Annotated in this window: 30 protein-coding genes; 14 read left to right on the forward strand and 16 right to left on the reverse strand. The window is 71.7% G+C overall.

Annotated elements, in window-relative coordinates:
- Window positions 1-439 (forward strand): sensor histidine kinase (locus VGL30_RS18400; RefSeq protein WP_331541485.1); only part of this gene is annotated, 439 nt, incomplete at its 5' end.
- Window positions 436-882 (forward strand): DUF2147 domain-containing protein, encoded by a 447-nt coding sequence (locus VGL30_RS18405; RefSeq protein WP_331541486.1) that lies wholly within the window; start codon window positions 436-438, stop codon window positions 880-882. The genes VGL30_RS18400 and VGL30_RS18405, both read left to right, overlap by 4 nt.
- On the opposite strand, the gene proC is transcribed toward VGL30_RS18405, so the two are convergent.
- The 3 genes from proC to VGL30_RS18420 all read right to left on the reverse strand — a co-directional run bounded on the left by proC (window position 879) and on the right by VGL30_RS18420 (window position 2747).
- A complete protein-coding gene (proC, locus tag VGL30_RS18410) occupies window positions 879-1673 on the reverse strand; it encodes a pyrroline-5-carboxylate reductase (RefSeq protein WP_331541487.1) in 795 nt (264 codons plus the stop codon). The two genes, VGL30_RS18405 and proC, sit on opposite strands and share 4 nt — an antisense overlap.
- A gap of 189 nt (window positions 1674-1862) precedes the next feature.
- Complete coding sequence (locus VGL30_RS18415) at window positions 1863-2366, reverse strand: YbjN domain-containing protein (RefSeq protein WP_331541488.1); 504 nt, start codon at window positions 2364-2366, stop codon at window positions 1863-1865.
- A 126-nt stretch (window positions 2367-2492) separates the two neighbouring features.
- Window positions 2493-2747: an accessory factor UbiK family protein gene (locus VGL30_RS18420; RefSeq protein WP_331541489.1), complete on the reverse strand. Its 255-nt coding sequence runs from the start codon at window positions 2745-2747 to the stop codon at window positions 2493-2495.
- 113 nt (window positions 2748-2860) lie between these two features.
- Here VGL30_RS18420 and lgt point away from each other — a divergent pair, with 113 nt between their 5' ends.
- From lgt to VGL30_RS18465, 9 genes are all read left to right on the forward strand, one after another.
- On the forward strand, window positions 2861-3724 hold the full coding sequence (gene lgt / locus VGL30_RS18425) for a prolipoprotein diacylglyceryl transferase (RefSeq protein ID WP_331541544.1): 864 nt from the start codon (window positions 2861-2863) through the stop codon (window positions 3722-3724).
- Complete coding sequence (locus tag VGL30_RS18430) at window positions 3711-4784, forward strand: class I SAM-dependent methyltransferase (RefSeq protein ID WP_331541490.1); 1074 nt, start codon at window positions 3711-3713, stop codon at window positions 4782-4784. Before lgt ends, VGL30_RS18430 begins: the two co-directional genes overlap by 14 nt.
- Entirely contained in the window at window positions 4784-5554 is a 771-nt protein-coding gene (gene pgeF, locus VGL30_RS18435; RefSeq protein ID WP_331541491.1) for a peptidoglycan editing factor PgeF, read from the forward strand. Before VGL30_RS18430 ends, pgeF begins: the two co-directional genes overlap by 1 nt.
- A gap of 104 nt (window positions 5555-5658) precedes the next feature.
- A complete protein-coding gene (locus VGL30_RS18440; protein WP_331541492.1) occupies window positions 5659-6594 on the forward strand; it encodes a ribose-phosphate pyrophosphokinase in 936 nt (311 codons plus the stop codon).
- 104 nt (window positions 6595-6698) lie between these two features.
- Window positions 6699-7748 carry a hypothetical protein gene (locus VGL30_RS18445; RefSeq protein WP_331541493.1) on the forward strand — a complete coding sequence of 350 codons (1050 nt, stop codon included), beginning with the start codon at window positions 6699-6701 and terminating at the stop codon, window positions 7746-7748.
- A gap of 127 nt (window positions 7749-7875) precedes the next feature.
- The gene (locus VGL30_RS18450; RefSeq protein WP_331541494.1) at window positions 7876-8493 is read left to right on the forward strand and encodes a 50S ribosomal protein L25/general stress protein Ctc; all 618 of its coding nucleotides are present in this window, start codon (window positions 7876-7878) and stop codon (window positions 8491-8493) included.
- 36 nt (window positions 8494-8529) lie between these two features.
- Complete coding sequence (pth, locus tag VGL30_RS18455) at window positions 8530-9147, forward strand: aminoacyl-tRNA hydrolase (protein WP_331541495.1); 618 nt, start codon at window positions 8530-8532, stop codon at window positions 9145-9147.
- A 54-nt stretch (window positions 9148-9201) separates the two neighbouring features.
- Window positions 9202-10299, forward strand: a complete 1098-nt coding sequence (gene ychF / locus VGL30_RS18460; protein ID WP_331541496.1) for a redox-regulated ATPase YchF — start codon at window positions 9202-9204, stop codon at window positions 10297-10299.
- A 119-nt stretch (window positions 10300-10418) separates the two neighbouring features.
- Window positions 10419-11099: a dienelactone hydrolase family protein gene (locus VGL30_RS18465; protein ID WP_331541497.1), complete on the forward strand. Its 681-nt coding sequence runs from the start codon at window positions 10419-10421 to the stop codon at window positions 11097-11099.
- Between the two features lie 13 nt (window positions 11100-11112).
- On the opposite strand, the gene VGL30_RS18470 is transcribed toward VGL30_RS18465, so the two are convergent.
- Window positions 11113-11583, reverse strand: coding sequence for a hypothetical protein (locus VGL30_RS18470; RefSeq protein WP_331541498.1), 471 nt, complete (start codon window positions 11581-11583; stop codon window positions 11113-11115).
- A 20-nt stretch (window positions 11584-11603) separates the two neighbouring features.
- Here VGL30_RS18470 and VGL30_RS18475 point away from each other — a divergent pair, with 20 nt between their 5' ends.
- Window positions 11604-12449, forward strand: coding sequence for a hypothetical protein (locus tag VGL30_RS18475; protein WP_331541499.1), 846 nt, complete (start codon window positions 11604-11606; stop codon window positions 12447-12449).
- Window positions 12450-12791: 342 nt separating this feature from the next.
- On the opposite strand, the gene VGL30_RS18480 is transcribed toward VGL30_RS18475, so the two are convergent.
- The 3 genes from VGL30_RS18480 to petA are packed head-to-tail and all read right to left on the reverse strand — an operon-like array spanning window position 12792 to window position 15518.
- Window positions 12792-13637 carry a cytochrome c1 gene (locus VGL30_RS18480; RefSeq protein WP_331541500.1) on the reverse strand — a complete coding sequence of 282 codons (846 nt, stop codon included), beginning with the start codon at window positions 13635-13637 and terminating at the stop codon, window positions 12792-12794.
- A gap of 7 nt (window positions 13638-13644) precedes the next feature.
- Window positions 13645-14961 carry a cytochrome b/b6 gene (locus tag VGL30_RS18485; protein ID WP_331541501.1) on the reverse strand — a complete coding sequence of 439 codons (1317 nt, stop codon included), beginning with the start codon at window positions 14959-14961 and terminating at the stop codon, window positions 13645-13647.
- A gap of 2 nt (window positions 14962-14963) precedes the next feature.
- Entirely contained in the window at window positions 14964-15518 is a 555-nt protein-coding gene (gene petA / locus VGL30_RS18490) for a ubiquinol-cytochrome c reductase iron-sulfur subunit (protein WP_331541502.1), read from the reverse strand.
- A 237-nt stretch (window positions 15519-15755) separates the two neighbouring features.
- Here petA and VGL30_RS18495 point away from each other — a divergent pair, with 237 nt between their 5' ends.
- Window positions 15756-16226, forward strand: a complete 471-nt coding sequence (locus VGL30_RS18495; protein ID WP_331541503.1) for a tRNA (cytidine(34)-2'-O)-methyltransferase — start codon at window positions 15756-15758, stop codon at window positions 16224-16226.
- A complete protein-coding gene (gene hemF, locus VGL30_RS18500) occupies window positions 16223-17101 on the forward strand; it encodes an oxygen-dependent coproporphyrinogen oxidase (protein WP_331541504.1) in 879 nt (292 codons plus the stop codon). The genes VGL30_RS18495 and hemF overlap by 4 nt, the downstream gene beginning before the upstream one ends.
- Window positions 17102-17188: 87 nt before the next feature.
- Here hemF and VGL30_RS18505 read toward each other — a convergent pair whose 3' ends face one another.
- The 9 genes from VGL30_RS18505 to VGL30_RS18545 form a co-directional block, all read right to left on the reverse strand.
- Window positions 17189-17908, reverse strand: a complete 720-nt coding sequence (locus VGL30_RS18505; RefSeq protein ID WP_331541505.1) for a type 1 glutamine amidotransferase — start codon at window positions 17906-17908, stop codon at window positions 17189-17191.
- Window positions 17905-19128, reverse strand: coding sequence for a CCA tRNA nucleotidyltransferase (locus VGL30_RS18510; RefSeq protein WP_331541506.1), 1224 nt, complete (start codon window positions 19126-19128; stop codon window positions 17905-17907). The genes VGL30_RS18505 and VGL30_RS18510 overlap by 4 nt, the downstream gene beginning before the upstream one ends.
- Window positions 19129-19138: 10 nt before the next feature.
- The gene (locus VGL30_RS18515; RefSeq protein ID WP_331541507.1) at window positions 19139-19417 is read right to left on the reverse strand and encodes a hypothetical protein; all 279 of its coding nucleotides are present in this window, start codon (window positions 19415-19417) and stop codon (window positions 19139-19141) included.
- The gene (locus tag VGL30_RS18520) at window positions 19410-20051 is read right to left on the reverse strand and encodes a CoA pyrophosphatase (protein WP_414695054.1); all 642 of its coding nucleotides are present in this window, start codon (window positions 20049-20051) and stop codon (window positions 19410-19412) included. Before VGL30_RS18520 ends, VGL30_RS18515 begins: the two co-directional genes overlap by 8 nt.
- Window positions 20048-20626 carry a DUF1285 domain-containing protein gene (locus tag VGL30_RS18525; protein ID WP_331541508.1) on the reverse strand — a complete coding sequence of 193 codons (579 nt, stop codon included), beginning with the start codon at window positions 20624-20626 and terminating at the stop codon, window positions 20048-20050. The genes VGL30_RS18520 and VGL30_RS18525 overlap by 4 nt, the downstream gene beginning before the upstream one ends.
- 47 nt (window positions 20627-20673) lie before the next feature.
- Window positions 20674-21555 carry a DUF2182 domain-containing protein gene (locus VGL30_RS18530; RefSeq protein ID WP_331541509.1) on the reverse strand — a complete coding sequence of 294 codons (882 nt, stop codon included), beginning with the start codon at window positions 21553-21555 and terminating at the stop codon, window positions 20674-20676.
- Window position 21556: 1 nt separating this feature from the next.
- Window positions 21557-22222, reverse strand: coding sequence for a DUF1326 domain-containing protein (locus VGL30_RS18535; protein ID WP_331541510.1), 666 nt, complete (start codon window positions 22220-22222; stop codon window positions 21557-21559).
- A 301-nt stretch (window positions 22223-22523) separates the two neighbouring features.
- Complete coding sequence (locus tag VGL30_RS18540) at window positions 22524-23099, reverse strand: hypothetical protein (RefSeq protein WP_331541511.1); 576 nt, start codon at window positions 23097-23099, stop codon at window positions 22524-22526.
- A gap of 83 nt (window positions 23100-23182) precedes the next feature.
- Window positions 23183-23689, reverse strand: a complete 507-nt coding sequence (locus tag VGL30_RS18545) for an N-acetyltransferase (protein WP_331541512.1) — start codon at window positions 23687-23689, stop codon at window positions 23183-23185.
- Window positions 23690-23955 lie beyond the last annotated feature (266 nt).

The following is a 23955-nucleotide window of genomic DNA, read 5'->3' on the forward strand; positions in this document are numbered from 1 at the left end:
GAGCGTGGAGACCGTGGCCGTGCGCCATCTGATCGACGAGGTGTCCGAAGGCGCCCGTCGCGCCGGGGCCCAGGTGCAGGTCGAGATCGACCCCGAGCTATCGATGCACGTGCGCCCCAACGCCTTCAAGCGCGCCATCGCCAACCTGGTGATGAACGCGGCGGTGCACGGCGAGCGGGTCGAGGTCACCGCGCGGTCGTCGTGGGACGGCGGGGTCGAGATCCTGGTCGACGACAACGGCCCCGGCATACCGCCCGACCGCTACGAGGAGGCGTTCAAGCCGTTCAGCCGCCTGGACGAGGCGCGCAACCAGAACGAGAAGGGCGTCGGCCTGGGCCTGGCCATCGCCCGCGACGTCGCCCGCGGCCACGGCGGCGACATCGCCCTGGGGCGTTCGGCGCTGGGGGGGTTGAGGGCGGTGATCCGGCTGCCGGGATGAGGGCCCGCGCATTCCCGGTGTGGCTCGTCGCGGCCCTGGCGGCCGGCGCGCTCGGCGAGGCGCAGGCCGCCGCGCGGATCGAAGGCGACTGGCTGGCCGCCGGCGGCGACGCCAAGGTGCGGATCGGACCTTGCCCGGCGGCGCCCGATCGGCTCTGCGGCGCCGTCGTCTGGCTCAGGGAGCCGCTGGACGACGACGGAACGCCGCGGCGCGACGAAAAGAATCCCGCCCCCGCCCTGCGCAGCCGCCCCGTCATCGGCCTCAACCTGATCCGCGATTTCCGGCCGTCCGGTCCCGGGCGCTGGACCGGCGGCAGGATCTACGATCCGCGGGACGGCAGGACCTACGACGCCAGGCTGGCGCTGAAGCCCGACGGAACGCTGAAGGTCGATGGTTGCGTGCTGATGTTCTGCCGGGCGCAGACCTGGCGGCGCGCGCCCTAACCGCCAAGCTCCTTCGACCGCCGCACCGCCGCCGCCACCGCGCCGCGCAGCAAGGCCGGCAGGCCCGCCTCCGCGGTCAGCACCTTCAGCGCCGCCTCGGTCGTCCCGCCGGGCGAGGTCACCTGCCGCCGCAGCTCCGCCGGATCCTCGCCGCTCCGGGTGAGCAGCGCCGCCGCCCCGCCGATGGTCCCCCGCGCCAGGGCGCGCGACGCCTCCGCGGTCAGCCCCGCCTCCAGGCCCGCCGCCTCCAGCGCCTCGATGAAGGCGTAGAGGTAGGCCGGCGCCGAGCCGGAGACGGCGGTGGCCGCATGCATCAGATCCTCGTCCAGGAAATCGACCAGCTGGGCCACCGGCTTGAACAGCGCGTGCGCCCGTTCCCGCGCCTCCGGCTCCTCGGCGTAGATGCTCGCCGCGCCCTGGCGGATGGCGACGGCGGTGGTGGGCATCACCCGGGCCACGCAGCGGCCGCCGAATTCATGCGCCAGGTCCGCCGCCTTCACGCCGGCGGCGATCGAGACCACCACCGCGCCCGAGGCCAGCCACGGCGCGACCTCCGCCGCCGCCGCCCGCCAGATCTGCGGCTTGACGCACACCAGCACGGTGCGGGCGCTGGCCAGCGCCGCGTCGGGCGGGTTGAGCAGGGCGCCGGCCGCAGCCGCAGCCTCCGCCGCGGCGCCGGGAAAAGGGTCGCGGATGATCAGCTCGGCGGCCGGGAACACCCCCGCCTCGCGCCAGCCTTCGATCAGCGCGCCGCCCATGCGGCCCGCGCCCAGCATCAGGATGGGCGTCATCTTCGTCCTGCTCCGCTCGCCTGCGCGCCAGCCTGGCGGCCCCACACCCCGCTCATCCCGGCGAAGGCCGGGACCCGGGTGAAACCCACCATGCGCTCCGGATGAATCTGGGTCCCGGCCTTCGCCGGGATGAGCGGTATAGGGGTAGCTTACCCCGTCCGTCTCAGCTCCAGAAGATTTCGGAGAGGCTCAGGCCTCGCCCATCGTCTCGAACATGCAGGCCGCCACCGCCTCCTGCGGCGATTTGGAGCCGCGGACCAGGAAGTCGAACGCCGGGTAGAAGCGGTCGGCCGCCTCCATCGCCACGTCGATCATCGCCGCGGTCTGGGCCAGCGAAGGCTGGTCGCCGGCCGACAGCGCCATGCCGTGGCGGAAGATGATCTCGCCGGCGTTCCACAGCTCGAAGTGGCCCAGCCACACCCGCGGATTGACCGAGGCGATCAGTTCGAAGGCCGCGGCCCGCTGGTCGGTCGCCACGTCCAGCTCCAGGGACAGGCAGAGCTGCAGGCAGTCGCCCTCGGGACGCCAGGCGAACCACAGCTCGTAGTCCTTCCAGTCGCCCGCCAGGTTGAAGGCCAGGTCGCCGTCGTCGGTGCGGTCGAACTCCAGGTTCTCCGCCGCCAGGACGTGCTCGACCACGTCGAGCGGGTCGTTGGCCAGGAGGACGTTGTCGTCAGACAAAGGGCTGTCCATGAGTCCGGCGGTCCTTTCGCTTGCGGCGGCGGGCCTGGGAGGCGCCCGGCGATTCGCCCGCGTCCCTGACCCTAGTCCGGTTTCGTGCACGTCCGTCACCGGCTTCTTGCGCCGGGCGAACCATATTCACGTGTTGGGCGCTTTCGGGTCAGACCCGGGCGCGGCAGGCGCTTGCAGGGCCGCCACCTCGGCGCGCAGCGCCGCCATCTCGGCCTTCAACGCCTCGAACTCGTCGCGGCGGATCAGATCGAACTCCGCCGCCAGCCGGTCGGCCTGGGCGCGGAAAGCGGTCTTGGCCTCGTCGCCGGCGGCCTGGGCCAGGCCCATCGCCGCGGTGGTCAGCTTGGCCATTTCGTCGAGGAACGGATTTTGCGTCTGCATCAACAGCTCTGAAGCCAGGGTTATGTCCCGCCTGTGGCAATATGGGCTCGCGGGGGATGAAAGCGAAGGCCTTCTCGTCTAAACGGGCGACGAACCCCTGGAGCGTCGCCCGCGTGCCCTTCCCCGACTTCGACCCGGTTCTGCTGCGGCTGGGGCCCTTCGCCATCCGCTGGTACGCCATCGCCTACGTCGCCGGCATCCTGCTGGGGTGGCGATATGCCACAGCGATCGTGCGTAATCCGAAGCTGTGGACCCGCCGTCCGCCGCCGGCCACGGTGGCGCAGGTCGACGACCTGATCCTCTGGATCACCCTGGGCGTCATCCTGGGCGGCCGGCTGGGGCACGTCCTCTTCTACACCCCCTCGCTGATCTGGGAGAACCCGCTCGAGATCCTGATGATCTGGCATGGCGGCATGAGCTTCCACGGCGGGGCCCTGGGGGTGCTGGTCGCCATCCTGCTGTTCGCCAGGCGCAACGGCCTGGACGGGTTGCGGCTGCTCGACCTCATCGCCGCCGTGCAGCCCATCGGCCAGGGCTTCGGCCGCGTCGCCAACTTCATCAACGGCGAGCTGTGGGGCCGCCCCACCACCCTGCCCTGGGGCGTGGTGTTCCCAGGCGCCGGTCCCCTGCCCCGCCACCCCAGCCAGCTATACGAGGCGCTCCTGGAGGGTCTCGTGCTCTTCCTGGTCCTGCGCTGGGCCACCCACGGGGCGAAGCTGCTCAACCGCCGCGGCGTGGTGGTGGGGATGTTCATGGTCGGCTACGGCCTGATCCGTACGGCGCTGGAGACCGTCCGCTCTCCGGACGACTACCTGCCGCCCTTCCCGTTCGGCCTGACCATGGGGATGATGCTGAGCCTGCCCATGGCGGCGCTGGGCGCCTGGCTGATCTGGCGCGGGATGCGCGAGCCGCCGCCGCCCGTCGCGCAACCCGCTCCTGACGTCCCCGCCGCCAGGCCCGCCGATGAGCCTGCGTGACCGCCTGGCCGGCCAGGTCCGCGCCGGCGGGCCGCTCACCGTCGCCCAGTACATGACGGCCTGCCTGCACGACCCCGACTTCGGCTACTATGCCACGCGGCCCGGGCTGGGCGCCGATGGCGACTTCATCACCGCGCCCCTGGTCAGCCAGATGTTCGGCGAGTTGATCGGTGTCTGGGCCGCGGAATGCTGGGACCGGCTGGGCCGCCCGGCGCGCGTGCTCCTCGTGGAAGCGGGGCCCGGCGACGGGACGCTGATGGGCGACGTCCTGCGCGCCGCCGGCCTGGTCCCGCAGTTCCTGGCCGCCGCCGAGGTCTGGCTGGTGGAGGTCTCGGAACCGCTCCGCGCCGTCCAGCGCGCGCGCCTGGGCGAGGACGTGCGCTGGGCGAAGTCGCTGGGCGACCTGCCTGCCGGCGCCCCGGTGATCCTGCTCGCCAACGAGTTGCTCGATTGCCTGCCCGCCCGCCAGTGGGTGCGCACGGCCAAGGGCTGGTCCGAGCGCATGGTGGGCCTGGACGCGCAAGGCGCGCTCGCCTTCGGCCTCGGCGGCGCCGCGCCCCCTGTCCCCAGCGGCTGGGCGCAGGAGCGGCCCGGCGACGTGCTGGAGGTCTCCGCGGCGCAGGAAGCCTTCGGCGACGCGGCCGGGGCCCTGGCGGCGCGCGAGGGCGGCTGCGCCCTCCTCATCGACTATGGCCGGGCCGCGCCGGGACCCGGCGACACCCTGCAGGCGCTTCGCCGCCACCAGAAGGTGGACCCGCTGGCCACGCCCGGCGAGGCGGACCTGACGGTGCACGCCGACTTCCCCGCCGTCCTCGCCGCCGCCGCGCGGCAGGGGGCCAGCCTCGCGCCCCTCTTGACCCAGGGCGAATTCCTGCGCCGCCTGGGGATCGAGGCTCGCGCCGCCGCGCTGAGCCGCGCGCGGCCGGACCGCGCCGGCCAGGTCGCCCGTCAGCTCGAGCGGCTGACCGGTCCCGACCAGATGGGCGAGCTCTTCAAGGCCGCCTGCGTGCATTCCCCCGGCTGGACCCCGCCGGGCTTCGAGGAGCAAGAGGAGGCCTGATGTCCGCCCTGCCCGCGATCACCTCGCCGCTCCTCGACCAGCCCGGCGTCCGCCACGCCTTCTTCACTCGTGAGGGCGGCGTCTCGGAGGGGATCTACGCCAGCCTCAACCTGGGCCTGGGTTCCCGGGACGACCCCGGCCGGGTGCTGCAGAACCGCCGGCGCGCCGCGGCCCATTTCGGCCTGGCGCCTACCCAGCTGCTCACCGCCTACCAGGTCCACTCCCCCGACGCCGTCATCGCCGACGGTCCGTGGACGGAGCAGCCGCACGCCGACGGCGTCGTCACCGCCACGCCCGGCCTGGTCTGCGGCGCGCTGGCCGCCGACTGCGCGCCGGTGCTGCTGGTCGACGCCGACGCCCGGGTGGCCGCCGCCGTCCACGCCGGCTGGCGCGGCGCGCTTTCCGGCGTCGTCGAATCCGCCCTGGCCCGCATGGTCGAGCTGGGCGCCGAGCCCGGCCGCATCGCCGCCGCCGTCGGCCCCTGCATCGGGCCGCAGTCCTATGAGGTGGGCCTGGAGTTCCTCGCCGCCTTCACCGGCCAGGAGGCCGCAAACGCCCGCTTCTTCCGGCCCGGCGCGGCGGCCGACAAGCGGCTGTTCGACCTGCCCGCCTTCGTGCTGTCCCGCCTGCGCGCCGCCGGCGTCGGCGCCTGCGAGTGGGTGGGCCGCGACACCTGCGCCGAGCCCGAGCTGTTCTATTCCAACCGCCGCGCCCTCAAGCGGGGCGAGCCGGACTACGGCCGCCTGCTCTCAGCCATCGCGCTGACGTGACCTCGAAACCCGCGCCTTCGTCCGAACCCGTCCTGTCGGGCTTGCCGCGGCCCGCGCCGCTGGTTAAAGCCCGCGGACACCTGAACTCCGCCACGGGGGGCCTGATGAAGCTGCTGGCCGGCAACGCCAACCGTACGCTCGCCCAGGCGGTGGCGTCGCATCTCGACCTGCCCCTCACCCGCGCGCAGGTGAAGCGGTTCCCGGACAACGAGGTCTGGGTGACCATCGACGAGAACGTGCGCGGCGAGGACGTCTTCGTCCTGCAGTCCACCAGCTTCCCGGCCAACGACAACCTGATGGAGCTGCTGATCTGCATCGACGCGCTGAAGCGCGCCTCGGCGCGGCGGATCACCGCGGTGACGCCCTACTTCGGCTACGCCCGACAGGACCGCAAGACCGGCGGCCGCACGCCCATCTCCGCCAAACTGGTCGCCAACCTGATCACCCGCGCCGGCGCCGACCGGGTGTTGACGATGGATCTGCACTCCGGCCAGATCCAGGGCTTCTTCGACATCCCCACCGACAACCTGCTGGCCGCCCCGCTGATGGGCGCGGACGTCAAGAAACACTACGAGAAGACCTCCGAGCTGATGATCGTCTCGCCGGACGTGGGCGGCGTGGTCCGGGCGCTGGCGCTGGCCAGCCGGCTGAACGCCGACCTGGCCATCGTCGACAAGCGCCGCTCGGGCCCCGGCAAGAGCGAGGTGGCCAACATCATCGGCGATGTCGCCGGCCGCCGCCTGATCCTGTTCGACGACATCGTCGATTCCGCCGGCACCCTCTGCAACGCCGCCCAGTCGCTGATGGACGCCGGCGCCGCGGAGGTCTCGGCCTACGTCACCCACGGCGTCCTGTCCGGCGGCGCCGCCGAGCGGGTGATGAACTCGGTCCTGAAGGAATTGGTGATCACCGATTCCATCGAGGCCACCGAAAAGGTCGCCGCCTGCCCCAAGATCCGCTACGTCAGCTGCGCGCCGCTGCTCGGCGAGGCGATCCGCCGCATCGCCAACGAGGAGTCCGTCTCGAAGCTGTTCGACTGAGCCGTCCGCCAAGGCCGAGCTTGGTCAGCAAGGGTTAAGCATACCGGTCACAATCTCGCCCGCCGCCGGCGCTAGGCGACGGCGTTTTCCGGGAAAGGCCTTTGATGACGTTCGAAATCCGGGTCCGATCCGCCGCATCCCTGGCCGCCGTCGTCCTGGCCGCGGCCCTCGCAGGCTGCGCCGGGCCAGCCCCGCTGCCGCAGGCGCCCCCCGCCCCGCCCCCCGTCGCTCTCTCCTCGCGGCTGATCGAGCAGGCCGTCGGCTACCGCGCCTACATGGCGCGCACCAAGGTCATCTCCCCCGCCTTCGCCGACGGCGGCGCCATCGCCCAGTCGCTCACCACCGGCGCCGCCTACGACCCGCCCATGCTGGTGCGCGGCGCCATCGCCTACGGCGCGGTCGTGGCCCTGCAGGACCCCAGCTTCGTGGCCGGCGTGCGCGCCTTCGCGGTCGATCCCGCCCAGCGCCAGAACGTCACCTACGCCATCCTGCGCGACCCGGCCTACGCCGTGGGCTTCCCGGGCGCCGGCAGCGCCGCGGGCGCGGTGATCGCCGCCCTCGGCGAGGACGGCCGCCAGCTCTACGACCAGGGAAAGCTGGTCAAGCAGGCCGCCTACGACGTCCAGGCCCAGGCCTGGTCGAAGACCGAGGTGCCCAACCGCGTGGGCCGCCTGCAGCAGGCCAAGACCCTTTCCGCCGCTCCGATGACCGGCGACGTGACCGAAACCGCCCGCCTGCAGCAGGCCATCCTCGGCGGCGCGCCGGCCATGAGCACCGCCGCCCCGCCGGCGCCGGCCCCCCCGCCCTACACCCCGCTGGTGATCCGCTCCCTGGCCGTGGCCGCCCTGGCCGCCCTGGGACAGGCGGGCGACCCCTACGTCGACAACGTCTCCGGCATCCTCGTCGAGCCCAACGCCGGGACCTGCCTGAACTTGGCCAAGCTCAACCTCTACCAGTGCCTGGCCGTCTCCAAGCCGCACTACGAGGACATCTTCTGCCTGGGCCAGCACATCATGATGGACACCGGCCGCTGCATCATGAAGACCTCGGGCGCCGTCATGCCGCTGGAGATCAAGCCGCCGCCGCTGGACGTCACCTACACCGCCAAGCCCTACAAGTCCGGGCCGCCGAAGACGCCGAAGAAAAAGGGCTGAGATTTCCGCAACCCCCGCCGTTGCAACGGCGGGCGCTTGCGTGTAATTACCCGCACCCTTTCGATCCTTGACGGATCTGATCGTCGCCGCGCAGCCTCGCGCGGCGGCTTCGTTTTGAGGCAAGGCCATGGCCGAGATCGTTCTGAACGTTGAAGTGCGCGAAGCCGTCGGCACCGGCGCCGCCCGCGCCGCCCGCCGTGCGGGCCATGTCCCCGGCGTGTTGTACGGCGGCGCCCAGGCCCCGGTGGCCATCTCCGTGCGCGCCAACGAGTTCCGCAAGGCGCTCTACACCGGCAAGCTCCTGGGCCACCTGGTGACCCTGAAGTACGGGAAGGAGACCCAGCCGGTCATCGCCAAGGACGTGCAGATGCACCCGGTGACCGACGAGCCCTGGCACTTCGACCTCTACCGCGTCGATGCGCACCAGCTCATCAAGATCGCGGTCCCCGTCCACTTCCGCAACCAGGAAGAGTCCCCCGGCATCAAGCGCGGCGGCACGCTGAACATCGTGCTGCACGAGGTCGAGCTGATGGCCCCGGCCGACCAGATCCCGGAAGAGCTGGTCTTCGACCTGACCGGCCTGGAGATCGGCGACACCATCCGCGTCGGCGACCTGACCCTGCCCGCCGGCATCTCGGCTGCGACGGGCGGCGAAGCCGTGGTGGCCACCGTCGCCGGCACCTCGGCCCAGGCCTCGGAAGATGCGGCGGAAGACGACGCGGCGGCGGAAGGCGGCGAGGCCTAGGGCCTCGCCTTTGGGGGGTTCCCCCGGGGGGCTCGCATGTTGGTCCTCGCTGGCCTGGGCAATCCCGGTCCGCGCTATGCGAACAACCGCCACAACGTGGGCGCGATGGCCGTGGACGCCATCGCCCGGCGCTGGCGCTTCGGCCCGGAGCGCCAGCGCTTCCAGAGCCTGGCCCGCGCCGGCGAGATCGAGACGCCGGCGGGGCCGGTGAAGACGCTGATCCTCAAGCCGCAGACCTTCTACAACGAGAGCGGCCGCGCCGTGGGCGAGGCCCTGAAGTTCTTCAAGCTGACGCCGGCCGACCTGGTGGTGTTCTACGACGAGATCGACCTGGCCCCGGGACGCTTCCGGATGAAGGCCGGCGGTGGGGCGGCGGGCAACAACGGCGTGCGCTCCGTCACCGCCCAGGTAGGCCCCGATTTCCGCCGCGCCCGCCTGGGCACCGGCCACCCGGGGCACAAGGACCGGGTGCAGGGCCACGTCCTCTCCGACTTTCACAAGGTCGAGATCCCATGGGTGCAGGCGCTGGTGGAGGCCTGCGCCGAGGCCGCCCCGCTGCTGGCCGCCGGCGAGGACGAGAAGTACCAGACCGAGGTCATGCGCCTGGCGCCGGCCGAGAAGTCCGATCCCCGCGCCGCGGCCCGTGACGACTGACAAGCCGCACGGGCTTCGCTAAACCCGCCCCAATCCACGCCCACCGAGGACCTCATGGCCCTGAAAGTCGCCATCGTCGGCCTGCCCAACGTCGGCAAGTCGACCCTGTTCAACGCGCTCACCCAGACGGCGGCGGCCCAGGCCGCCAACTATCCGTTCTGCACCATCGAGCCCAACGTGGGCGACGTGGCCGTGCCTGAGCCCAGGCTGGAGGCCCTGGCCGCCATCATCCCGTCCAAGGAGATCATCCCGGCGCGGATCAACTTCGTCGACGTGGCCGGCCTGGTGCGCGGCGCCTCCAAGGGCGAGGGCCTTGGCAACCAGTTCCTGGCCAACATCCGCGACTGCGACGCCGTGGCCTTCGTCACCCGCTGCTTCCTCGACGACGACGTCACGCATGTTGAAGGGAAGGTGGATCCCCTCGCCGATCTGGAGACCATCGAGACCGAGCTGATGCTGGCCGACCTGGAGAGCCTCGAGAAGCGGGTGGTCAACCTGGAGAAGCGCGCCAAGACCGGCGACAAGGACAGCGTCCAGACCCTGCGCCTCGTGCACCTGGCGCTGACCGGGCTGAACGCCGGCCGGCCGGCCCGCAAGGCTGCGGTGTCGCCGGACGATGAAAAGGCCTGGCGGATGCTGCAGCTCCTGACCTCCAAGCCCGCCCTCTATGTCGCCAACGTCGACGAGGCCTCGGCGGCGGACGGCAACGAGATGTCCAGGCTGGTCGCCGAGCGCGCCACGCGCGACGGCGCCGACAGCGTGGTGATCTCCGCCCAGATCGAGAGCGAGATCGCCATGCTCGACGCCGAGGAGCGCGGCGAGTTCCTGGAGACCCTCGGCCTCGCCGAGCCCGGCCTCAACAAGCTGATCCGCGAGGCCTACCACCTGCTGGGCCTGCAGACCTACTTCACCGTCGGCCCCAAGGAGGCGCGCGCCTGGACCATCCACAAGGGCGACACCGCCCCGCAGGCGGCAGGCGTGATCCACACCGACTTCGAGAAGGGCTTCATCCGCGCCGAGACCATCGCCTACGACGACTACGTCCGCCTGAAGGGCGAGGCCGGCGCCCGCGAAGCCGGCAAGTTCCGCCAGGAGGGCAAGGAGTATGTCGTCCAGGACGGCGACGTGCTGAACTTCCGCTTCAACGTCTGAGACTGGACGGGCTGCGGCGCGACCTTTCCAATGACCCGCTCATCCCGGCCCCCGGGTCCGGCCGGTGGCCAGGGTGAGCGGGTGTGGGTCGGACTCGAACAAGAGCGCCGGAGGTTGAAATGGGCGAGACGATCCAGCTTGCGAACGCCCGGGACGGCTTCGCCTTCGCCGCCTATCACGCCCCCGTCCCCGACGCCCGCCGCGGCGGCCTGGTGGTGCTGCACGCCATCTGGGGCGTGACGCCGCATATCCGCGAGCTCTGCGAGGCCTTCGCCGAGGACGGCTACGAGACTCTCGCCCCCAGCCTGTTCGACCGCTTTGAGCGCGGGTTTCCAGCGCGCGACACCGATCCGGCGACCCAGGCCGTCCGCAACGACTACGCCGAGCGCACCGGCTGGGGCGCGGCCTGCCTGGACGACGTGCAGGCGGCCATCGACGCCCTGAAGCCGCCGGTGTTCCTGCTGGGCTTCTGCTTCGGCGGCACCGCCGCCTGGTTGGCTGCGGCCCGCTGCCGGGGACTGTCCGCCGTCGCCTGTTTCTACGGCGGCCACATCGTGCGCTACGCCGACGAGGCGCCGCAGGTTCCGACGATCCTGCACTTCGGCCGCGCCGACGAACTGATCCCGCCGCAGGACGTGGAGGCTATCGCCGCGGCCCACCCCGACCTGCCGATCCACCTCTACGACGCGGGCCACGCCTTCGTGGCCCCCAGCGGCCATCACGCCGACGCCGCCCGCCTCGCCCGCCTGCGCACCCTGCAGCTCTTCACCCGCTCCAGCGGCCCGCGCGCGGAGATGTGACGGCGATCGCCCCTCACCGTTCCTCGATCTCCGCCCGCACCTCGGGCCGCCGCTCCAGCGCCCGCACCAGCACCGCCTGGGCGATGAGGATGCCGATCCCGGCGGCGTAGGCGGAGAAGATGTTGGCCGGGTAGCGTCCGGTCCGGGCGACCGTCCCCATCTCGCGGTAGATCAGCAGCGCCGCCCCCAGCAACAGGGCCAGCCCCGCCAGCACCGAGCCCGGCGACTGGCCGAAGCCCGCCCGGAAGCTCATCCAGACGTAGCGGGCCAATCCCCGTCGCACCGGCGCGATCAGCAGGGGCGCCACGGCCGACGCGAGCAGGTAGAGGCTGGGCCACCCCAAGGTCCAGCGGGCCACCTCGGCAGCGCTTCCTGGCAGCAGCTGGAAGGCCCTCAGCGCCGCGGCGGTGTAGATCAGCCCCGCCGCGACGACGGTGATGTCCTCCATCCGCTTGAAGTTCAGCCAGGCGCGCGAGAAGGCCATGTCCCGACCTAGCCCGCGGAATGGGGCGTCCCGAAGGCGCGGTCGCAGGGATGGCGCAGGAGAGCTATGCTGTGGCGGTGAACGCCGCCGCTCTCGCCCTCGTCGCCGCCATCGCCGTGGCGCCCGCCACCGGGCGCGCCGCCGAGATCGCCTGCGTGTTCGAGCAGGGCGTGGTGATCGTGCCCGCCGAAGTGATGGGCGTGGCCGGCGACTACATCTTCGACACCGGCACGGCCCGGACCCAGCTCGCCGAGACCCAGGCGGAGGCCGCGGGCTTCTCGGAGACGGCGCTCACCGGCGAGGTGCGGGTGGCCGGCATGCTGCGGCCGGCCCAGCCGGTGGCGGTGGTGGACCTCGACGCCCGCACGGTGTTCCTCGCCACGCCGATCGCCGGCGTGATCGGGGTTGACGTGCTGCGCGACCAGGTGGTGGACGTGAGCTTCAGCCCCTGCCGGGTGTGGATCGGTCCCGCGGCGACGGCGCGCCGCTTCGCGCCGGCCGCCGAGGCCCAGATGGGTTGGGCGGGCGGCCTGCCGGTGGTGCACGCCGCCGTCACCGACGGGGTGGCGACCTGGCCCGGCGACTTCACCCCGGCCACCGGCCTCGGCCTGTCCCTGCGGCTGGACGACCGCTTCGCCGCCGCGCCGGGGGCCGCCAAGCCGCAGGAGCTCTACCCCGGCGGGGTGTGGCGCGCGCGGCTGCAGGCGTTGAGCTTCGCCGGCGACGTCTACCCGGAGGTGGATACGGGACTCGTGAAGGGCGAGGCGGACGGCCCCGCCGGCCTGATCGGCGGGCCGGTGCTCGCCCACTACCGCCTCCGTTTCGACTTCCCCGCCGGCCGCCTGCTGATCGCCCGGCGGCGGTGAGGCGTCCACCCCTCTCCACTCGGAATCGGGGGAGAGGGGGGTTCGCCGCCGCTGGAGCGGGTTGAAATTGGGTTGATCCGCCTCCGCTCGTCCCGGCGAAGGCCCGTAGGCGCTAACTTAAGGGCGACGGCGCCTTTTCCTCCCCTGTCCCGAAGAGGACGGGGGACCACCGGCCGGAGAGCCGGTGGCGGAGGGGGCGTAGACTTGGCGCAGTGCGTCGGCTCGCCCCCACCGTCACGCCCTCGGAGTTCGTCCTCGGGCCGGCCGCCGGCCGGACCCGGTGGCCGGGGCGAGCGGGTTTTGAGCGGGCGATTCCGCCTGAAATCATCGTGCCCTGGCTAGCTAGTGCGCAACGTTGCGCCAGATCGCCCGGTAGCTGAACCAGAGCAGCACGGAGAACACCAGGAGGTAGATCATCGCCCCCAGGCCGAACTGCTTGCGCTCCTCGGCCTTGGGCTCCGAGGCCCAGATCAGGAAGGCCACTACGTCCTTGGCTTCCTGCTTCACGGTCGAGGGCTTTCCGTCGTCGAAGGTCACCTTGCCGTCCGCCAGCGGCGGCGGCATGGAGATCAGCCCGCCCTCCGGCGGCTTGCCCTTCCCCTTCCAGACCGATCCCAGATCGCCCGGGTAGTAAGGGTTGTAGTGCTTGCCCGCGGGGACCTCGAGGCCGGCCGGCGGGTTGGCCGGATAGCCGGTGAGGATCGAATAGACGTACCGGGGCCCCTCTTCCCGGGCCTTGACGATCACCGACAGATCCGGCGGCAGGGCGCCGCCGTTGGACGCGCGGGCCGCCGGCTCGTTGGGGAACGGCGCCGGGAACTTGTCGGCCGAGGTCCCGGGGCGCTGCACGGCGTCGCCGGTCTCGCTGTCGATGTCGGCGATCTGGTAGTCCTTGGCGATCGCCTTCACATACGGATTGTCGTTCGGGTTCTTGTACTTCGCGTCGTAGAACGGCCCGCCCTTCTGCCCGAGGTTGCGGAAGTACATCAGGTTCATCGAGTGGCAGGACGAGCAGACCTCCCGATAGACCTTGTAGCCCCGCTGGAGCTGGGCCTGGTCGGCCTTGCCGAACGGACCCTCCGAGCTCCAGGAGACGTCCACCGGCTCCTTGTGCTTGGTCTCCGCCAGGGCGGGACCGGCGACCAGGGCCAAGCCAAGCGCCGCGAGAGCGATACCTTTGCGCAGCATCTTGGGCTCAACCCCTCTTTTCAGGCGAAGCCGCAGCGCCCGCGGGCGCCTTGGCGGGATGCGACAGCACCGGGGCGGAGATCGATTCCGGCGCCGGCAGCGGGGTTTCGGTGAGGCCGAGGACCGGGATGATCACCAGGAAGTAGCCGAAGTAGTAGAGGGCCGCGATCCGCGAGAGCCAGACGAAGGAGTTGACGTCGGAGTCCAGCAGCTGGAAGCCGCTGACGCCGGGGATCACATGATCGTCCGGCGGGTGGGCGCCGCAGAAGCCCAGCACGATGCACGCCAGGAAGAAGATGAAATAGTAGAGCCTGGCGGTCGGACGGTAGCGCATGGAGCGCACCTTCGAGGTGTCGAGCCAAGGCAGCAGGAACAGCATGGCGATGGCGCCGAACATCAGCATGACGCCGGTCAGTTTGTCCGGCACCGCCCGCAGGATCGCGTAGAACGGCAGGAAGTACCATTCGGGCACGATGTGCGCCGGCGTCACCAGCGGGTTGGCCGGGGTGTAGTTGTCGGCGTGGCCCAGCACGTCGGGGAAATAGAACACGAAGGTCGCGAACATCAGCAGGAACACCGAGACCGCGAAGCCGTCCTTCACCGTGTAGTACGGATGGAAGGGCACGGTGTCGGCCTTGGACTTCACGTTCACGCCGATCGGGTTGTTGTTGCCCGGGACGTGCAGCGCCCAGATGTGCAGGCCGACGACGCCCGCAATCATGAACGGCAGCAGATAGTGCAGCGAGAAGAAGCGGTTCAGCGTGGGGTCGTCCACCGCGAACCCGCCCCACAGCCAGGTGGTGATGGCGTGGCCCACCACCGGCAGGGCGCCGAACAGGTTGGTGATCACCACCGCGCCGTGGAAGCTCATCTGGCCCCAGGGCAGCACATAGCCCATGAAGGCCGTGGCCATCATCAGCAGGTAGATCACGCAGCCCAGGATCCACAGCACCTCGCGCGGCGCCTTGTAGGAGCCGTAGTAGAGGCCGCGGAACATGTGGATGTAGACCGCGATGAAGAACATCGAGGCCCCGTTGGCGTGGATGTAGCGGATCAGCCAGCCGTAGTTGACGTCGCGCATGATCCGCTCGACGGAATTGAAGGCGTGGTCCACGTGCGGCACGTAGTGCATGGCGAGCACGACGCCGGTGACGATCTGCACCAGCAGGCAGACCGAGAGGATGCCGCCGAAGGTCCACCAGTAGTTCAGGTTCTTCGGCGTCGGGAAGTCCAGCAGGTCGGCGCCGAAGCGCACGATCGGCAGGCGCGTGTCGAGCCAGCGCTCGAAGCCGGTTTTCGGCTCGTATTGGGAGTGTCCGCTCATCGTCAGCCCACCTTGACCTTGGTGTCGGACAGGAAGGCGTAGGTCGGCACCGCCAGGTTCTTCGGCGCCGGCCCTTTCCGGATCCGTCCGGAGGTGTCGTACACCGAGCCGTGGCATGGGCAGAACCAGCCGCCGTACTCGCCGCCCCCGAAGGTCGGCACGCAGCCCAGATGGGTGCAGACGCCGACCAGGATCAGCCACTCGGCCTTGCCGGGCTTGTGGCGCTCCTCGTCGGTCTGCGGATCGCGCAGCTGGGCGTGGTCGCCCTTGATCGCCTCGGCGATCTCCTTGGGCGTCCGGTGCCGCACGAACAGCGGCTTGCCCTGGAACTTGACCGTGACCTGCTGCCCCTCCTCGACCTTTCCGAGGTCGAACTCGATGGAGGACAAGGCCAGGGTGTCGCTCGCCGGGTTCATCTGATCGATGAACGGCCAGGCCAGCGCGCCCACCAGGCCCAGGGCTGCGGTCGAGGCTGCGATGTGTATGAAGTCGCGCCGGTTCGGGTCGTCGCCCGCGGCGTGTGGATCGGGATTTGCGCCCACGACGGTGTCGGCCACCTTTAAGCTACCCTTCGTTTGCGGCGAAGACGGGAACACCCCGCCCTGGCCTTCGACGCCCTTATGACAAGGCCGCCCCGCCTTTGGGCCTAACCAGAGGCTCTGGTAAAGCACCGTTTCGGAATTATACGCTGCAGCCGACGTCCGTTTGCGGAAACCCCCCTACGCTGATTGCGCAGACGGACCCCCCTCGACTCGTCGTTTGCCCCGGCTGATCCCGTGGCTGGATCGCTTAGAATGCGTTTGGCGCTTTTTCAACCGGACATTCCGCAAAACCTGGGCGCCGCCCTGCGACTGGGCGCTTGCCTGAGCGTTCCGGTGGAGGTCATCGAGCCTTGCGGCTTCCCGTTGTCCGACGCCGCGGTGCGCCGCGCAGGCCTGGATTACGCCGCCCGCGCCCAGGTGACGCGCCACGCGGGCTGGGACGATTTCCGCGCCGCCGCCGCCGTTGCGCGCCGCCGCATCGTGCTGTTCACCACCCGGGCGGCCAGCCCGTTCCAGTTCTTCGAATACCTGCCGGACGACGTGCTGCTGTTCGGCCGCGAGAGCGCCGGGGTCCCCGACGAGGTCCACGCCGCCGCCCACGCCCGCCTGTTCATCCCGCTGGCCGCCGGCGCCCGGTCCCTCAACGTCGTCACGGCGGCGGCGCTCGCCCTGGGGCAGGCGTTGCGTCAGACGGACGGATTTCCTAAGCCCACGGCGTCATGAGCACCCTGCCACCCGAAGTCGAAGCGCGGCGCGTTCGCGCGAAGCAATGGTTCGAGAGCCTGCAGTTGCGCGTCGTCGCGGCGTTGGAGCGGCTGGAGGACGAGGCGCCGCAGGATCTCTATCCCGGCCCGTCCGGCCGTTTCGACCTGCGGCCGTGGACCCGCGAGACCGGGACCGGCGGCGGCGTCGGCGGGCACTTCAAGGGCCGGCTGATCGAGAAGGCCGCCGTCCACACCTCGTCCGCGGCCAGCCGCTTCAGCCCCGAGATGGCCGCCCAGATGCCGGGCGCGGACAAGGACCCTTCCTATGTCTCGGCCAGCATCAGCCTGATCGTCCACCCGCGTTCGCCGCGCGTGCCCACCGTGCACATGAACACCCGCTTCCTCTCCACCGCCGAAAGCTGGTTCGGCGGCGGGGCCGACCTGACCCCGATGCTGGACGAGCAGCGCAGCCAGCAGGCCGATGACGCGGTGCTGTTCCACGCCGCGCTGCAGGGCGCATGCGACCGCTACGACCCGGACTGGTACGGACGCTACAGGGCCTGGTGCGACGAATATTTCTTCCTGCCCCACCGCCAGGAGCCGCGCGGGGTCGGCGGCATCTTCTACGACCGGCACGACAGCGGCGACTTCGAGAAGGACTTCGCCTTCACCCGCGACGTGGGCGAGGCGTTCCTGGACGTCTACCCCAGGATCGTCCGCCACCGCATGGACGAACCCTGGACCGAGGCCGACCGCCAGGAGCAGCTGGTCCGCCGCGGCCGCTACGTGGAGTTCAACCTGCTCTACGACCGCGGGACGATGTTCGGCCTGAAGACCGGCGGCAACGTCGAGTCGATCCTCTCCTCCATGCCGCCGCTGACGGCGTGGCCCTGAACGGCGTCACCTGGCGCAAACTCCGCCCGTCCCGGCCCTCGCCGGGGTGAGCGGGGTTCGGGGCGCTTCAATCCGGGGGATCGACCTTTAGCTTTTCCGGCGTTCAACGGTGGACTGCGCCAGGAACGCCCGGACCCAGCCGGCCACCCGCAGCCGGTCGTCGGGCGCGTCGTAGGAGGCCAGCGCCGCGTCCGCCGCCGCCCGCTCGTAGGGGGAGCCCTTGCGGTTGTCGATCAGCGCCCTGGCGAAGCCGGTCTCGAACTCCGGGTGCAGCTGCAGCGAGATCGCCGGCTGGTCGGCGTATTGCAGCATGCCGAAAGGCGTGAAGTCGCTGCCGGCCAGCACCGCCGCGTCCGGCGGCGGGACCACCACCTGGTCCTGGTGCGAGGCCGAGACGCGGAAGCTCGCCGCCGCGTCCATCCAGTCCGCCCGGCGCACCACCGCATAGTCGTGCAGCCCGGTCCCCCAGCCCCGGGGCGACTTGATCACCTTGCCGCCGAACGCCTGCGCCATCGCCTGGTGGCCGAAGCAGATCCCCACCAGCGCCGCCCGCCCCTTGGCCGCCCGTAGGAAGTCCAGCAGGGGCGCGATCCACGTCCGGTCGTCATAGACCCCGGCGGGCGAGCCGGTGACCAGGTAGGCGTCGCAGGCCTCCGGCGCGGCCGGCAGCACGCCGGCCGCGGCCTTGAAGGTCGTGTAGTCGTAGGCGTCCTCGCCCAGCAGGGCGCGGAACATGCCGGGATAGTCGCCGAACGCGGGCTGCAGCTCCCGCGGCGGATAGCCGGTCTCCAGTATGCCCAGCTTCACCTTGCCTCCGCCGCAGCCCTGAGCCGGGCCAGCAGCGCCAGCCGGTCGTCGGGAAAGTCGTTCTCCACCCACCAGGCTTCCGCCTCGCGCAGCAGCGCCCCCACCCGCGGGCCCCGCCGCACGCCCAGCGCCGCCACGTCCGCCCCGCTCAGGGGAAACTTCGGCTTGCGCCAATCGTGCGCCAGGGCTGCGAGCCTGCGCCATCCCGCCGCCGCCGTGGGATCGGCCGCCGCCCCCAGCCAGGCGCGGTCGGCCACGGTCCGCGCGCCCAGCGCATAAAGCGCCCGCCGCGCCTCGGCGGCGGTCATCTCCGCGTCCAGCGGAACCGCGCCGTCCGCCGCCGCAACCAGCCGGTCGCGCAGGTCGTTGGAGAGCCGCAGGCGCCGCGCGGCGGCCGCCGCAACCGCCGGATCGTCGGGCAGCAGCGCCGCCAGCCGCAGCTCCGGGTCGCGGACGCCCAGCGCCGCCAGCGCCTCGGACCGCGCCAGCCCCGCCGCCTCCGGCAGGACCTCCGCCATCACCCCCGTCTCCGCCATCAGCGCCACCGCCGCCCGCGGGTCCGCCGCGGCCAGCAGCTTGAGCAGCTCCTTGCTCACCCGCTCCGCCGCCAGGCGCCCCAGCCCGTCCTTCAGCGCCGCGCAGGCCGCCACCGCCGCCGCGTCGGGCACGCCGCGCCCGTACCAGGCGGTGAAGCGGAAGAAGCGCAGGATCCGCAGGTAGTCCTCGCGGATCCGCGTGGCCGCATCGCCCACGAACACGATCCGCCCGGCGTGCGCGTCGGCCTCACCCGAACCCAGGGGGTCGAACACCGTCCCGTCCCGGTCCGCGTAAAGGGCGTTCAGCGTGAAGTCCCGCCGCGCGGCGTCCTCTCCCCAGTCGTCGGTGAAGGCCACCACGGCGCGCCGACCGTCGGTCTCCACGTCCCGGCGCAGGGTGGTGATCTCGTAGGGCTTGCCGCCGGAGATAGCCGTCACCGTTCCATGCTCGACCCCGGTGGGCACGGCCTTCAGCCGCGCCGCCCGCAGCGCCGCCGTCACCATGTCGGGCGTCAGCGGCGTGGCGATGTCCAGGTCGTCCACCTTGCGGCCCAGCAGCGCGTTGCGCACGCAGCCGCCCACGAACCGCGCGCAGCCCGGCCCGCCGGCCGCCTCCAGGGCGTCGAACACCGCCGCCGTCCTCGCCGCCGTCAGCCAGGCGGGGCGCCCCAGGGTCTCGCTCATCGGCTCTCGCTCATCGCGGCGGCCGGGCCGCGGGCACGAAGCGGCCGGGGCTCACCGCCCCGCCGGCGCCGACCTCGCCGGGCACGTAGGTCTCGCCGCGGTTGTCGGTGCGGAACAGCGCGCTGGCCATCACCGAGCCGCCCAGCAGCACCGCGCCGATCGCCGCCAGCCACGACCAGGGCGTCGAGCCCATCGGCCGCCCGCTGCGCGCCGCCCAGGCGCGCCACAGGAACCAGACCGCGAAGGGCGCCAGGAACAGCCAGGCGCGGACCAGGAGGGTCCTAGGCAACCGCTGACCCGTAGAGCCGCTCGTAGAGCGCCCGCAGCATGCCCGCCGTCGCCCCCCAGATGTAGCGATCCTCGTGGGTGGTGGCGTAGAACCGCCGGGTCGCCCCCTGCGGGTTGGTCCATTCGTGCTGCTCGTAGTTGTCGGGGTCCATCAGGTAGCCGAACGGCGTCTCGAAGATGTCCGCCACCTCACCGGGGTTCGGCGTCAGGGTGAAGCCCGGCCGCACGAACCCCACCACCGGCGTCACCAGGTAGTTCGACCCGGTGCGGTAGGGCGACGACAGTCCCACCAGGTCGACGAAGCCGCGGTCCAGGCCGATCTCCTCCTCCGCCTCGCGCAGCGCCGTCTGCCACAGCGTCTCGCCGGGATCGCGCCGCCCGCCCGGCAAGGCGATCTGGCCGGTGTGGTTGCGCAGGCTGTCCGACCGGCGGGTCAGGAGCACCGTCACCCCCTCCGCCCGCTCCACCAGCGGCACCAGCACCGCGGCCAGCGTCAGGGGCGCCGCAGGGTCGGCCGGCCGCCAGTTCTGGTTCAGGTCGAAGTCGGAATTCATCGCGTCCGACGGCTCGGCGTCGTCCAGCGGGTCCAGCCGCTGGCCCATCCAGGCGCGCAGTTCAGGCAGGGAGCCTCTCACGTCAGGTGCGCCCCGGCCGGGCCCACCGGGAACCAGGCGCCGTTGGAGCTCACCCCCAGCCTCGGCCCCTCGGGGGTCTGGCGTTCCTCGGCCATCTCCACCAGTTCGTAGAACACCGGCCGGGCGATCAGCGCCTCCAGTCCCCGCCGCACGTGCAGGTAGGGCCTGGGCTCGCCGCTGGCCGGGTCCGTCTCCACCCGGATGCCGTTCTCCGGCCCCGCCTGCACCTCGTCGCCGACGTTGGTCAGGAAGGTCAGCGCCTCGCCCTCCCGATCCATGCGGGTGGCGATGAACGGCGCGTCCTCGACGGTGATCTTCAGCTTTTCCACCGGCGTCACCAGGTGGAAACCGTCCGGGTCCTTGCGCAGCACCGTGGAGAACAGCCGCACCAGCGCCTCGCGCCCGATCGGCGTGCCTTCGTGGAACCATAGCCCGTCCTTGCGGATGACGATGTCGATGTCGCCGCAATGTTCGGGATGCCACAGGTGCACCGGCGGCAGGCCGCGCCCGGGCGCCTGGGTCTTCGCCGCGGCGATCACCCCCTCGAGGCCCGCCTTGCCCGTCTGATCCGTCATGCGCGCGAACGTAGGGCCCCCGCCCCCGCGCCTCAAGCACACATGCGTCATGCCAGCAGCGTGACCGCTCCCCAGGCCAGCATCACCGCGCCGGCGGCCCGCACGGTCCACCGCCCGCCCGGCAGCAGCTTTTCGGCCATCACCAGCAGGGTCAGCGCCGCGATCCAGGCCAGGTTCATCACCCCGCCCACGAACAGCAGCCCCATCAGCATCCAGCAGCAGCCGACGCAGTAGGCGCCGTGCAGCACCCCAAGCCGCACGGCGCCCGCCGCGCCCGGCCGCCAGTGGCGCGAGAGGAACGCCGCGGGCGAGCGGCAATGGCTGAGGCAGACGTTCTGCAGCGGCGAGAGCTGGTAGAGGCCCGCGGCGATCAGCACGCCCCCGGACAGCCACCGGCTCCGGGAGCCCATCGTCGCGGCCAGCAGCAGGCCCGCGCGCTCCAGCCCCCAGTGCAGCCCCGCCGCCGCCAGCGAGAAGCCGAGCCAGACGAGCAGGTAGCCGGCCGCGAACGCCCAGCTCGGCGCCAGGCCCGCCGCCTGGCCGCGCGTCTGCGCCTGCCGGTGCACCCGGCCATAGAGCAGGATGGTGGGGGCGGCGCTGGGCGCCATCATCGCCACCATCATCGTCCACCACATGGCGATGGTCAGCGCCCAGACGCCGGGGCTCCAGGCGGCCGGCCCCGCCGCCGCGGACCCCATCGCCATGCCCTCCATCGGAGCTCCGGGCATGGGCATGGCGCGCGCGGCCTCGGCGGCCCTGTGCGGGAAGAGCGAGAGCGTCGTCATGTCTCGCGCGCTTGCGCCGAACCCTGCGCCGCTCGCCACATACAGCCACGCCAGCGCGCAGAGCACGGCCAGCCCGGCCGCGGTGATCGCCCGGTCGCGCCTTAGCAGGCGCTCCAGCGCCGCCGTGTCGCCGGCGTCCGCCACCTCAGGCCCGCGCGGCTCCCGCCGCGGCCGCCGGCCGCGAACGCACCGGGCCGTCGTTGTTCAGGTGCAGCCGCGCGAACTGCCCGTACTTGTCGTCGATCTGCACCAGCAGCGGCCCCTCGGTCCGGCTCGACGCGCTGCCGATCTCCGCCAGTTCGTATTCGAAGCCCTCCGGCAGCACGATCTGCGCGCGCTGCTCGGCGCCCGTCACCGGGTTGCGGATCGGGCGGCCGGTCATTTCGAAGTAGTTCTGCACGAAGGCGCGGCCCTTGCGTCCGTCCACGTCGATGTCGATGTCGATATCGGTGAAGACGGGATCGTGCATCGTGGCGACCGTCGAGGCGTACACCGCGAACATGGTGGCGAACGGCGCCGTGTCCTGGCCGGTCATGATCCGCAGCAGGGCCTCGCGCTGGGCCGCATCCGCCCGCTGGTCCACGAAGGCCAGGGCCTCGCCGTTTCCTTCGTGGATCGGCCCGGGCCATTTGAAGATCGCCGCGATCTTCAGGCCGTCGAGGGAGGTGTCCCCGAACCGCCCCTCGTCGATGACGATGCCGGCCACCGCGTGGCAATGCCCCTTGTCGGGCAGGGCGTTGAACTGGCAGTTGCAGCCGTATTCGCAGGTACAGTTGACGAGCTCGCGGCCCTTCAGCTCCCAAGGCGTCATCGTCCGACCTCCTCCAGCATCCTGAACGACCGACGGTACGCCGCCTTTGGCCGGCAGGCCAGGGGGCGCTGACTTAAGGGCGACGGCGCCCGTTCCTCCCCTGTCCCGCAGAGGACCGCCGGCCGAAGAGCCGGTGGTGGAGGGTGCGCAACCCGGAATATCGCTGACATTTTGGTCCAGCTACATCGCAGACAGTTTCCGGCTAGGTTTGAGGTGTGGCCTGGGTCCTGGGCCGCCGGCCGGACCCGGGGGCCGGGGCGAGCGGGTTTTGAGCGGCGATTCCGCCTGAAGTCATCGTGCTTTAGATCGACGGCGCCCGGCGCGACCGCACCGTCCGGTCCCAGTCGTCGCGCGCGGCCGTCACCCGGCGCGTGAACTCGGGACCGTAGAGGCGGTAGCAGGAGAAGACGATGTCGACGTCGCGCGGCAGGGTGCGGGCGAGCGCCTCCAGACCGGGCGTCACATCCGTGCGGTGGATCAGCCGCCCCTCGTCGCCCGAGCAACGAAGCGGGCGCTCCCTCACCTTCGCCAGATGGGGACAATCCCGCAGGGCCCGGGTCGTGCAGGCGCGGTGCATCGGCGGCACGTTGCACCCGTACTGCTGCGTCCCGTCCTGCAACGTGACCAATCCGCCGGACGCGGCGGGGAACATGTAGCGGTCGTGCCGTGTCGTCGGCTTTCCGCAGACGTGACAAAGCAGGTCGACCATACCCCGCCGCTGGCGGGTGACATGCACCGCCGCGAAAAGCGGTTCCCCGACCCCCGGCGCCTGCTTCTGGTCGAGTTCCATCATGCCCGGGAAGTCCTGCGACGGCTGCAGCCGGAAGGCTTGCTCGCCGCTCCACGCCACCGACCAGGGAGCGTCAGGCGCAGTCATCTCTCCAATCCCCACTCCTTCGAGGTCGGACAGTCAACCGCCTCCCTCCTCCGGGGTCCAGCGTCATCCCCGGCCGGGCCGGCTCACCCTTCCGGCGCCCGCACCACCCCCGCAAGCCCCTCGCCCGCCGCCGGCGCCCTGGCCAGCACCCGCCGCGGGTCCACCGGGCCCGGCATCACGATCCCCGGCGCCGTCGCGAACCCGGCGCGCCGGAAGAAGCCCAGGTCGCCCACCAGCAGCACCGCCTGGTAGCCCGCCGCCGACGCGGCTTCGCACGCCCGCTCCACCAGCGCGATCCCCGCCCCCGACTTGCGCTCGGCCTCGTCCACCGCCAGCGGGCCCAGGAACACCGCCGCCCGGTCGCCGACGCGGACCAGGTGCTGGCGCACCACCCCGATCAGCCGTCCGTCGCGCCGGGCGCAGAACGACAGGTCGGGCCGGAAGGCGGCGAACTCCCGCACCCGCTCCGACACCTTGGTGAAGCGGCCGGGGCCGAAGGCGCGGTCGATCAGCGCCTCCACGCCGACGGCGTCCTGCGGGCGTTCGGACTGAAGGAGCAGCGCGGGCTGCCGGAGCGGCTGGGCGGTCATGCGGGTACGGTCTCGAAGGCGACGGGCCCGCCGCCCGGCGGGAACGCCCGGGGCGGCGGGGGGTTCAGGCGAGGCGTCGGCGCTCGCGGGATCGCAATCGTCGCATCTGAGCTCCCCGGGGGTCTCGCAACCGGAAGCGAGCGCGAATAGGGCTCCCCGCGCGCGAGGTCAACGCCTTGTCGCCATGCAACGGGTTGCACGGCGCCGCGCAACCGGTGCGCACGCCACGGCCCAGTATTGCAACTTCACGGCGACCGATCCGTGCC

Source organism: Phenylobacterium sp., assembly GCF_036502675.1.
GTDB lineage: Bacteria > Pseudomonadota > Alphaproteobacteria > Caulobacterales > Caulobacteraceae > Phenylobacterium.